Annotated in this window: 3 protein-coding genes; 2 read left to right on the forward strand and 1 reads right to left on the reverse strand. The window is 69.3% G+C overall.

Annotation, left to right across the window (positions count from 1 at the left end):
* Both AB7O82_RS37925 and AB7O82_RS37930 read left to right on the forward strand, forming a co-directional pair.
* A partial coding sequence (locus AB7O82_RS37925) for a CehA/McbA family metallohydrolase (RefSeq protein ID WP_428621918.1) occupies positions 1-721 on the forward strand: 721 nt, incomplete at its 5' end.
* Positions 722-754: 33 nt separating this feature from the next.
* Positions 755-2,857, forward strand: coding sequence for a tetratricopeptide repeat protein (locus AB7O82_RS37930; protein WP_428621920.1), 2,103 nt, complete (start codon positions 755-757; stop codon positions 2,855-2,857).
* Between the two features lie 23 nt (positions 2,858-2,880).
* On the opposite strand, the gene AB7O82_RS37935 is transcribed toward AB7O82_RS37930, so the two are convergent.
* Positions 2,881-3,120: P1 family peptidase (locus AB7O82_RS37935; RefSeq protein ID WP_428621921.1), on the reverse strand; the 240-nt coding region annotated here is incomplete at its 5' end.

The raw sequence follows: 3,120 nt of genomic DNA on the forward strand, positions 1-3,120 counted from the left end.
GGGCTTCTCCGACCATCACATCACGGCGGGCATCTGGTACCGGCTGCTGAATCTCGGCTTCCGCCTGCCGGCCGGCGCCGGCACCGACGCGATGGCGAATTACGCGTCACTGCGCGGGCCATTGGGGCTGGTCCGTGTGTTCCTCGAGACCGGCGGCGAGCGCACGGCCGGGGCGCTGCACCGCGCGCTGAAATCGGGCCGGAGCTTCGTCAGCAACTCCGCCCTGCTCGGGCTCGAGATCGATGGCCTGAAACCTGGCGACTCGATCCCGCGCGTGCCCGGTGGCGTTCCGCTTCGCGTCTCGATGCGCTCGCCGGTACCGATGGATCATCTCGAGCTCGTGCAGAACGGCCGCGTGATCCGGAGCTTCAAGCTCTCGGGCGACCGCCGGCGCCACGACTTCACCGGAACGATCGAGCTGAAGGAGGCCGGCTGGGTGGTATTGCGCGCCTGGAACGACGCGGCGCATCCGCAGGTGCTCGATCTCTATCCCTATGCGACGACGAGCCCGATCTACATCGACCTCACGGCGGCGCCGGCAGCGCCGGCCGATGCCGCGTACTTCGTCGCCTGGATGGATCGCGTCATCCAGGCCGCCGAGGCGCGCGGCGGATGGAACGATGCTGGCGAGAAGGCGTCGACGCTGGAGTACCTGGAAGCGGCGCGCGAGAAATTCCGCGCGCTGGCGGGCAACCCGGGGCCGGACGGGGCGCTCCGGTAGTGTCCGGCGCGCTTCGGCGCGATCATCCGCTTCATGAGTGTCGAAAGGGAATTGAGGGAAGTCGCAGCACTGCTCGCGAGCAATGCGCTTTCCGAGGCTCAAGCCCGGTGCGAGACGGTCGTGCGGTCAAATCCCGGATCGAGCGAGGCGCTGCGTTCCCTCGCCCTGATAGAGAACCGCCTCGGGCAGCGCGACCGGGCGCTCGCCACCATCACGGGCGCGCTCGCGCTTGCGCCCGACGACCACGTCAATCTCAACATTCGCGGCGTCCTGCTCGTCGCCGCCGGCCGGCTGCCGGAGGCGCTCGAAGCGTTCGAGCGGGCGTGCCGGGTACGGCCGGCGTTCCTGCCGGCAATCCTGAACCGCGCAACCGCCCTGCTGGACCTTGACCGCGCCGAAGAAGCGCTCTCATGCCTCGACCAGGCAGCGAAGGCGGCGTCCGGGGACCCGGGCATCCTGCTCCTGCGGGGCCGCGCCCTGCAGGCCCTGGGTCTGCCGGTCGAGGCGCTCGAGAACCTGACCCGCGCGACCGCCCTGAACCCGCGGTCGGCCGACACACGCCTGGCCAGGGCCGAGGCGCTGCGCGTTACCGGGCGAAACGCCGAGGCGCTGGCGGAATTCGACGCCGTGCTCTCGTTCAATCCCGGGAACACGCTCGCGCTGCAGAACTCGGGCACGCTGTTGCACCAGCTTGGCCTGCTCGAGCAGGCGGTCGCCCGTTATGAGCGGCTCATCGGGCTGCTCCGGCCGATCCCGGATTTCGCCGCCGAACTCGACTATGCGCTCGGCATGGCAGTCTCCTGCCGTCGCACGATGTGTGCCTGGGGAGGCATGCCGGAGCTGGAGGCCGAACTGATCGAACGGGTCCGCCGCGGCAACGCCGTGATCAAGCCGCATCTGTCGCTCATGATCACGGACGATCCCGCCGTGCAAAACCTCTGCGCCAGGCGATTCTGGGCCGGGCAGTTCGGCGAACCGGCGCCGGTCGGGTGCGGGCAGCGCCCGCCACACGATCGCCTGCGCATCGGCTACCTGTCTTCCGACTTCCGCGATCATCCGACATCGTGGCTGATCGCCGGCCTGATCGAGAGCCACGACCGGGACCGATTCGAGGTCCGCGGCTATTCGACCGGACCGGACGATGAGTCGCCGTTGCGGCGCCGCATCCAGCAGGCTTTCGATCATTTCACGGACATCTCGGCCGAGCGCGACGAGGACGCGGCCCGGCGCATCGCCGCCGACGAGGTCGACATTCTCGTGGATCTCAATGGCCTGACCGATGGGGGCCGTGGGGGCATTCTCGCGCGCAGGCCGGCGCCGGTCGTGGCGCACTTCCTGGCGTATCCCGGGCCGCTCGGCACGAGGGCGGTCGATTACATCATCGCGGATCACGTCGTCGTCCCCGACGCGTCGAGCGCGCACTTCGACAGCGCAATCGTCCGCCTTCCGGTCAGCTATCAGGTCAACGACCAGGCGCGGGAACGGCCGGGAACGAAGCCGGCAAGGGAAGCGCTCGGCCTGCCTGCGGAGAGCTTTGTCTTCTGCGGCTTCTGCCAGCCGGTCAAGTTGTCACCGGAAGTCTTCGACGCGTGGATGCGTATCCTGGCGCGCGCGCCGGGCAGCGTGCTCTGGCTGCTCGAGGACAATCGCTTCATGCGCGCGAACCTCGAGCGCGAGGCGCAGAGCCGCGGCGTCGAGCCAGAGCGCCTGGTCTTCGCGCCGCGCGTCGATCAGCAGGCACACATCGCGCGCCATCAGTCGGCGGATCTCCTCCTGGACACGTGGCCCTGCGGAGCCCACACGTCGGCCAGCGACGCCTTGTGGGTTGGCGTGCCGGTGATCACGCGGCCAGGCGCCACCTTCGCCTCGCGAGTCGCGGCAAGCCTGTTGGGCGCCGTCGGGCTGCCGGAGCTTGTGGTCACCGGCCTTCCGGCTTACGAGGATCTCGCGGTCGAGCTTGCCCGCTCGCCCGCGCTCGTGCAGAAACTGCGGGCCAGGCTTGCCACGGACGGGGCGCGGCAGGGCCTGTTCGATACGTCGCGGTTTCGGGCGCGCCTGGAACTTGCGTTTCAGGAGATGTGGCGCCGGCACCAGGAGGGCCGTGGGGCCGGGGACTTTTCGGTCGACGCCCCATAGCCGATCCGGGACGGGGCGCGCCGCTAGTCGGGCTTCGCGTAGCGGCCGTACTCTTTCAGAAGCCTGACCAGCTCCGCGTGCGGAATCGCCTTCGCATAACGCCCGCCCTCGCCCACCATGTCTTTCGCGGCGATGATCGCGTTGACGATCGCTTCCTCGGTCGCCTGCACGGTCGCCTGGAACAGCGGGTCCATGTGGCCGTTCTCGAGGAACTCGGCGCTGCCATACGGCGTGCCTGACAGCGCGGCGGCATTCGCGGTCGA

The sequence above is a fragment of the Reyranella sp. genome, from assembly GCF_050185545.1.
Classification (GTDB): domain Bacteria; phylum Pseudomonadota; class Alphaproteobacteria; order Reyranellales; family Reyranellaceae; genus Reyranella.

What these genes read in the sequence shown, in the direction of transcription:
- AB7O82_RS37930 (WP_428621920.1), top strand. Translation starts at nt 755, where the DNA reads ATGAGTGTCGAAAGGGAATTGAGGGAAGTCGCAGCACTGCTCGCGAGC.